The 246-nt window shown below is 67.1% G+C and carries 1 pseudogene; it reads left to right on the top strand.

What is annotated here, in order from left to right:
• Positions 1–22: 22 nt before the first annotated feature.
• A pseudogene (locus KBI52_RS00175) lies at positions 23–246 on the top strand (hypothetical protein); the annotation flags it as partial.

The following is a 246-nucleotide window of genomic DNA, read 5'->3' as shown; positions in this document are numbered from 1 at the left end:
GCAACGGGCTATGGACATCGGCATGACGCGCATCGCCATCCGGAAGGCCACTCCTGAAATTCCGTCCATGCTGCACCAGCCTGCGATGCCGAGCGCACTGGGCCTGCGCAATCTTCACCGCTTCGTCCGTCCCATCCTCGTGGCCGTACCCCTGCTCGGGCTGCTTCTGGGATGGGCGGCGTACCTTGCCGGGGCCGGACAGTGGTCCGGATCGATCTGGGCAGCGGCCACGATCCCCGTCCTGGG

Origin of the sequence: Microvirga sp. HBU67558 (assembly GCF_018069605.1) — a bacterium.
GTDB classification, from domain to species: domain Bacteria; phylum Pseudomonadota; class Alphaproteobacteria; order Rhizobiales; family Beijerinckiaceae; genus Microvirga; species Microvirga terrae.
The sequence above is the reverse complement of the archived record's forward strand: the minus strand, read 5'-3'. Positions and strand labels throughout refer to the sequence as shown.